Origin of the sequence: Paraburkholderia sp. RL18-085-BIA-A (assembly GCF_046027075.1) — a bacterium.
Classification (GTDB): Bacteria; Pseudomonadota; Gammaproteobacteria; order Burkholderiales; family Burkholderiaceae; genus Paraburkholderia.
Window position 1 is genome coordinate 1 of the sequence record NZ_JARESU010000252.1, and the last position, 6845, is coordinate 6845.

Here is a 6845-nt window from a genome sequence, read left to right on the forward strand (position 1 = left end):
GCCCGAACACTCGAACCCTGCTGCTTCATGCTTGCAATGGTCATGCGCTCTTCAGGCTGAAGCTGTTGATACGTTCTTCTTTTTTGCATGTGCGCACCTTACACGAGGAAGGTGTTGCACTTCAGATTTGATCGCGCCCTGACATTTATCCCGAGGAAAATCCGCAGGAGATGAAGCGAATTGGCTTTGACGGCCTATGCCGCAGGCCATGCCCAGTCTGGAAACTTGCCGGCGCACTTGAAGGGCATATTCGCCCCTCGCAGGATCGCCGCAGACGTCGGACGTAGTGGCCCCGCAGTCTTCCCTTCCGAAAAGGGGGACGGACAGTACTGAGGCGCACGACGACCGGCGGGGCTCGGGAATGCTGGCCCCGGCGAACCACGTGATGCGGTTAGTCCATGCTTACGGGCGTTGCCCAGTAATTCACCCGACGAAATTATTGTGCGAATGACACTTGTCGCGTGAAGCAGTTGAACAAGTCAGTGACGGTCTGCGTCGCGAGGTTTCATGGGTCGCTTTTCCCTTAACCGAGGCCCGCGAACGGTTTGTCTGCCGATCTGGAAGGTCGATTTTCTGACCGACGGCAGGCTAACCAGCTGCTGTGACGTTTTCAGCCGCATCGGGTCATCATCATCCTGTTTGGCGCGAGTTCGGTCCACCGGCTGCAAAGCGTCGTTAGCGCCTGTTCGAAGGGCTGGCATTGGCCAACTCTGCCCCAAGGTATATGCGGTAGGGTCCGAAAGACCGCTCCGGCTCGATCAACGCATGTACCTGGATCAGGGCTCACGGTAAAGGATCGAGGGACTGGAGCGGGAGCGCACAGACGACAAAGGAGTGCGCTGAGACTGAGAAAAGACGGCTTGTCCGCGAGCTTTGCAACTGGACCAGAACGCAAAGAGCCCAGTCACACGGGGATCGGGGCAAGTGCCTGATTCTTTGGTAGGCCGTACTGGATTCGAACCAGTGACCAACGGATTAAAAGTCCGCTGCTCTACCTGCTGAGCTAACGACCCGGGCTACTCCCATTCATCTCGCAAGCGCCACGTCGCCGCCCAATGCTAGCCAATATCAATCGTGGTGTGGCTCGCGGATCGCGGCGGCTCCTGTTTCGGCACGGTCAGCGTAAGCACACCCTTGTCAAACTTTGCGAGCGCGTGGTCGGGGTCGGCGTTTTCCGGCATCGGGATCGTGCGCGTGAAGACCCCATATGCCCGCTCAAGCCGATAACAGCCGTCTTCCTCGCTCTGCACATCCTGTTTTTTCTCGCCGCGCAACACCAGCGCCCCATCCTCGACGCTGACGGTCAGATCCTCCCTTTCCATGCCCGGCAACTCGACAGTCACGCGCAGGATCTTCCCTTCGTCGACGACATCGATGCGCGGCTGGAAACGCGATGAGCTGAAGTCGCCAAACCATCGATCGAGCGGGCCGCGGGTTGCAAACGGATCGTGAAAGAAATCCTCCATCGCACGCCACGGATCGCGAGAGAAAAGCCGCTGAAAATCTGGCCATCCGGCACGCCATGGTTCGCTGGCCGGCGAACTTTGCGGACCGTCCGCATCGGGCTTGCGCGCTGAGCCGCGGAGAAATTTGAAAGGGTTCCACTTTTTGCGGCCGGTGTTCATCTGCTGCTCCTCGATGATCTGGCAGGAGAGCCGGGCCATGACGATCTGCATCCGCGCGTCCACGAACCGGGCGGTGGCGACCTCGCAGCCGCCACCGGTTTTTCTCCTGCCCCCGTTGCTGGTCTTCCGGGCTCAGTTCGTCTGCACCTCGATCCGTCGCGGCCGCGCTTCGTCGCGACGCGGAATGGTCAGCTTGAGCACGCCGTCCTGCAGATTTGCATCGATCTTCGACGTGTCAAAGTCCGGGCTCACGGAGAACGCGCGCGCGAAATGCGGTTCGCGGATCTCGGCGTGCTGCAGCCGCAGACCGGCGGGCGTCGGCACAACCGCTTCGGCCTCGATATAAAGATTGCCGTCGTGCACCTTCACGTCGAGTTTGTCTTTTGTGACGCCAGGCAGGTCAGCCCACAGCGTGATGCCCTGGCTGTCCTCGAACACGTCGACGGCCGGTGTGAGCGTCATCTGTCGTGCTGGCTGGTCGCCCTCGCGTCGCGCTACTGCTTTCTGGTCGCGCTCAGCAACCTGTGTCCTGACGTTCATGACTCGCCCCTCGAATAACTGGCGTTACTGAACGGTAATGACCCGTGGCTTCGACGCTTCGCGCTTGCCGACGGTGATCGACAGACAGCCGTTGGTGTAGCGCGCCTGCACCCTGTCGGGGTCAGCATTCTGCGGCAGCTCGATCACGCGCCGGAAACTGCCGGTGAAGCGTTCCTGTGCATAGGTGCGGGTGTCGTCGCGGGTTTGGTCATCGCCCCCGGCCTGGGCGGGCTTGCGCTCACCGCTGATGGTCAGCAGGCCCTTGTCGATCGACACGTCGAGGTCGGCCAGCTTCAGACCGGGCGCGAACGCGACGATTTCGATCGAGTCCTCGGTGGAACCGATGTTGAGTTGTGGAAAGGCCACGAAGCGGCCCGAACGGATGCTGCACGGGAAGCCGCCGAACGGGCTGTCCATCTGCCGCTGCAGACGGTCAAACTCACTGAACAGGTCGGTTCTGGATAAGAGATCACTCATCGTATCCTCCTACGATGCAGCGAGGAGGCGAACGGGCCTACGCGCTCCAGTTCGCCTGCCAGGCCGCTGGCAAACAAATCGAAACACGCAGTGCAACGGATGTGACCGGCGCATCTGCCTGAGCGAAATCAAAGATAGAACCTACGGTGAAAATTTCAAGGGGCGGTGGTGAAGTTCCGCTCCTGAAGATTGCGTGCCAAATCCTATTATCGCGGTGCACTGCAACAGGTGCCGGAGGACAACATGGAATTTGATTTCGGACTGGCTCACACTCGGCAGACACCGCGTCCGGCTGCGCTCGGCCAGGCTTTCCGACGGAATTGATGCATGGCGTGGCGGAGGTCGTGCGCCTCGCGACCGACAGCAGCATGAACGCCCGCGCGCGGCTGGTCGAGATCGTCTTCCAGCACCAACAAACCATCGGATCGGCGGTTGCGTTTCGTCATCTTCTGGTCGCCGGCCATTATCACCGACTCACGCCCCAGCTTTTCCACTTACCGACCTGTCCGAATTCTCAGCGCCACCTCTATGGCTTCAATACGACCTTCACACACCCGTCTTCCTTGTCACGAAAAACTTTGTACATGTCGGGTCCTTTCTCCAACGGCACCGTATGCGTGATGACAAACGACGGATCGATCTGTCCTTCCTAGATCCGGCGCAAGAGGTCATCGGTCCAGCGGTTGACGTGGGTTTGGCCCATGCGGAACGTCAGCCCCTTGTTCATCGCTGCGCCGAACGGAATCTTGTCGATCAATCCACCGTAGACGCCGGGAATGGACGGAACACCTGCGGGACGACAGACGTAAATCATCTCGCGCAGCACATGGGGCCGGTCCGTCTCTAGCATCATGGCTTGCTTGGCGCGATCATAAATCGCATCGAACGACCGCGTTGCATGCGATTCCATGCCGACTGCGTCAATACATTTTTCGGGCCCCCTTCCTTGGGTGAGTTCTTTCAGGCGTTCAAGCACACTCTCGTCGTCGAAATTGATTGGGATAGCCCCGGCGGCCCTCGCCATTTCCAGGCGTTCCGGCACCCGGTCGATGGAGACCACCTGCTTCGCGCCAAGCAGGATTGCGCTTCTTATTGCGAACTGCCCCACCGGACCCGCACCCCAGATCGCAACCGTATCCGCGGGTTCAATGTCGCATTGAACCGCCGCCTGCCAGCCTGTCGTGAAGATATCGCCGAGAAACAGCACCTGCTCGTCCGTCAAACCGTTTGGAATCTTGACCGGCGTAAAGTCCGCGAACGGAACGCGCACGTACTCCGCCTGCCCTCCCGGATAACCCCCAGTAAGATGTGAATAACCAAACAGGCCGGCCGTGCTGTGGCCGAACACCTTGTTGGCCATTTCCTTATTCCGGTTCGAGCGCTCGCGAACTGAAAAGTAACCCCGGCGGCATTGATCACATTCGCCACACGCTATCGTGAACGGCACGACAACCCGGTCGCCCACCTTCAGACGCTTGTTATCTGCGCCGACCTCCATCACTTCGCCCATGAACTCATGTCCCAGGATGTCGCCCGATTTCATGCTCAGCATGAATCCGTCAAACAGGTGCAGATCCGGGCCCACAGATCGCACAGCTCGATACCTTGATGATGGCATCTCGCGGATGCTCGATGGTTGGGTCCGGGACATGATCGACGCGGACATCCTTCTTGCCGTGCCAGCAAAGGGCTCTCATTTCGTGCTCCAAAGGTGAGCTTACCCGTCGAACGGACAAACGGGGATGACCGTCTCAAACGCTGCGTCAGTACACCTGTGTGGCGCGCAAGGACCGGAAGCCCTGACACGGCGTGATTGCTACAACCGGTTACAGCAATCGGTATGGAGCAACGTGCGTGCCGCGAGCTAGCCCACAACGTGGACAACCCGCCGCCGCACCTTCCCGGAACTCCCAACGGAGGCGGAGCGGTGCAAAACCGCAGCGTGCTGCTGTGCGGCGCCCGCGGATCGGTCCTTGCTAATCCCATTTACGTGTCACTGCTGGAGACAAGCCATGAATATTCCCATGCAAGCCGTGTCTTTCCTGACATCGCGAGGCCTGAAACTGGCGACTGCCGAATCCTGCACCGGTGGCCAGATTGCGTCTTATCTCGTGAGCGTGCCGGGCAGCGGCGCGTGTCTCGATGTCGGCTTCGTGAGCTACTCGCCATCGGGCAAAGCCGGCTTCCTCGGCGTCAGGAGAACGACGATGGAACAGTCCGGCCTGACGAGCGAAGAAGTCGCCCGCGAGATGGCGGAAGGCGCGCTTCGCCAGGAAGGCTGCTGTGCCGATGTGGCCGTGTCCAACACGGGTCTCGCGGACGCCGCGCCTGAGGGCGGTCCGCCGGCGGGTACGCAGTGCTTCGCATGGTCGTTCCGGACCCGCAGCGGCGAGCTGCTCACGTTCACTGAAACACGGCTGTTTCCGGGCAACAGAAACGACGTGCGTTCGGCGGCCGCACTGTATGCGCTTTTGCGCATCGAGCATTACTTCGATCAACTCCCGCGCGCGCAGCGGGAACAATCTCAGAGGACTTCGTCATGACCCTGCCACTTTCTACCGAGAGGGATGCCTGGCAACCGGCCGTCATTCGCGAACTCGGCGTTGCGCACGATTTCGACGCCGACATGGAGCGGGAACAGCGCATCACTTTCCTTTGCGACTATCTCATTTCGCAGGGGCTTCGCACTTACGTGCTCGGGATCAGTGGCGGCGTGGATTCGTCCACCGCGGGCCGTCTCGCGCAGCTTGCGGTCGAGCGCCTTCGCGCACGCGGCTATGTGGCGAAGTTCGCGGCTGTCCGCCCTCCCTACGGCAGCCAGCGCGACGAGGAAGACCACGAAGTTTTCACCACGATTCATCGCTTTTACACGGCGACCCGTCACAAGCGCGCCCTTCCGGTCTCATTGATTTCCACAGAGCCTTGATCGATGGACCGGCGCGCCGGCACCGCTCGCCCCCGGTACCGCCCGTTGAGCACGATCGAGCGAGGCGTGGGCACCGTTGTGGGGACGCTTTGCCGGAGTCAGGCGCATCCGCAACGGTGCCGATGACCATACAGCGCCGCATCGATTCGCCTCGGCACTTATACAGATGACCCGGCGGGAGTTAGAGGTTCGTAGCTCGAACGGCCCTCGTTCCCGCTCCGCGCCTGAAGGGTATGCGGCACTGGCCGTCTTATGGCAGGACGGAGGTTCTTGTGCAGAGGTCGTCCCGGCGTTGCTAGTCCGCGGTGGTATTGCATTGCGCGGCAGAGCGCTATTCTCAAAGTCCAGCTGGCACCGACTGGCGGGTATCCGGCTTGCTGGGCCAACAACAACCCCATCAGGCGAGGCGATTGCACAGGCAAGCCACCGCGGAAAATGACGATCGCTACGAGAGCTTGCGCCGGCGGCCTGCTTCCATTCTGCGATCGGACACGAAGCGTGGCATAGCTCGATAAGCTGCGCCACGACGAGCACATTGCGGCGTCTTTTCGCTGTACGCGCCATCGCCAACGGGGCGTCACCTCGACTAGTGGCCCAGGAATTCGGCACAAGGCGCCTTTCCGCGTCCGCCTGCGGACTGATCTTTCGGCGTCTTCATTACACCGGGCACTCTGGAGAACTGTAATGCCTGATACCGCTTCCTCGATGTCTCCGACCATCACCTCGATGATCCGGCTGGATCATATGCATGTGCTCGCGGCGTTCCATCGCTATCACGCTGACAGCCCTTGGTGGCGCAAGCGGGCAATCGTTCATTCGACCTGTGCTGCTCTCGAAATCCACGCGCAACCTGAGGAAGAAATCTTCTACCCCGCGTTGGCCACAGTACTCAACGACGACCCAACGCTCAGCAAGAGTCGTCCCGAGCATAACGAAATGCGGGCTACGATCGGCAGGCTGCGCACGATGGGGCCGGAGAATGCCGCTTATGATGGGCTCTTCCACCAACTGATGGCGGCCGTCATGCATCATGTAGCAGACGAAGAAACGGTATTGCTGCCGGCCGCCGAGCGGGCGCTCACAAGTGAGCTCCGCTCTCTGGGCGCCAGGATGACGCGTCGCCGGCTTCAGCTGCTCGGCGAGCGACCAGGCGAAATTGCCGTGAACACGGTGGGCACGTTTCCAGTCGCTACGTTTCTGATTGCCTCGCTCGCCGTGCTCGGCATCACGCGTTGCCTGCCAAAAGTCACGAAGACTCCGGCACGATACTTACTAAG

The 6845-nt window shown here is 60.5% G+C and carries 5 protein-coding genes, 1 tRNA gene and 2 pseudogenes; 3 read left to right on the forward strand and 5 right to left on the reverse strand.

Annotated features, from left to right (window positions below; all coding sequences use genetic code 11):
* Positions 1 to 937: 937 nt before the first annotated feature.
* The 5 genes and pseudogenes from P0D89_RS50100 to P0D89_RS50120 all read right to left on the reverse strand — a co-directional run bounded on the left by P0D89_RS50100 (position 938) and on the right by P0D89_RS50120 (position 4339).
* Positions 938 to 1013 (reverse strand) — tRNA-Lys (locus tag P0D89_RS50100).
* A 45-nt stretch (positions 1014 to 1058) separates the two neighbouring features.
* Positions 1059 to 1625 carry an Hsp20/alpha crystallin family protein gene (locus tag P0D89_RS50105; protein WP_408366263.1) on the reverse strand — a complete coding sequence of 189 codons (567 nt, stop codon included), beginning with the start codon at positions 1623 to 1625 and terminating at the stop codon, positions 1059 to 1061.
* Between the two features lie 132 nt (positions 1626 to 1757).
* The gene (locus tag P0D89_RS50110) at positions 1758 to 2165 is read right to left on the reverse strand and encodes an Hsp20/alpha crystallin family protein (protein ID WP_408366257.1); all 408 of its coding nucleotides are present in this window, start codon (positions 2163 to 2165) and stop codon (positions 1758 to 1760) included.
* Between the two features lie 24 nt (positions 2166 to 2189).
* The gene (locus P0D89_RS50115) at positions 2190 to 2642 is read right to left on the reverse strand and encodes an Hsp20/alpha crystallin family protein (protein ID WP_408366255.1); all 453 of its coding nucleotides are present in this window, start codon (positions 2640 to 2642) and stop codon (positions 2190 to 2192) included.
* A 526-nt stretch (positions 2643 to 3168) separates the two neighbouring features.
* A pseudogene (locus P0D89_RS50120) lies at positions 3169 to 4339 on the reverse strand (zinc-dependent alcohol dehydrogenase).
* A 315-nt stretch (positions 4340 to 4654) separates the two neighbouring features.
* Between P0D89_RS50120 and P0D89_RS50125 the strand changes: the two are divergent.
* The 3 genes and pseudogenes from P0D89_RS50125 to P0D89_RS50135 all read left to right on the forward strand — a co-directional run.
* Positions 4655 to 5185, forward strand: a complete 531-nt coding sequence (locus tag P0D89_RS50125) for a CinA family protein (protein WP_408379234.1) — start codon at positions 4655 to 4657, stop codon at positions 5183 to 5185.
* Positions 5182 to 5478, forward strand: a pseudogene (locus tag P0D89_RS50130) (ammonia-dependent NAD(+) synthetase); the annotation flags it as partial. The gene P0D89_RS50125 and the pseudogene P0D89_RS50130, both read left to right, overlap by 4 nt.
* Positions 5479 to 6252: 774 nt before the next feature.
* The coding region (locus tag P0D89_RS50135; protein WP_408379236.1) for a hemerythrin domain-containing protein at positions 6253 to 6845 on the forward strand (593 nt) is incomplete at its 3' end.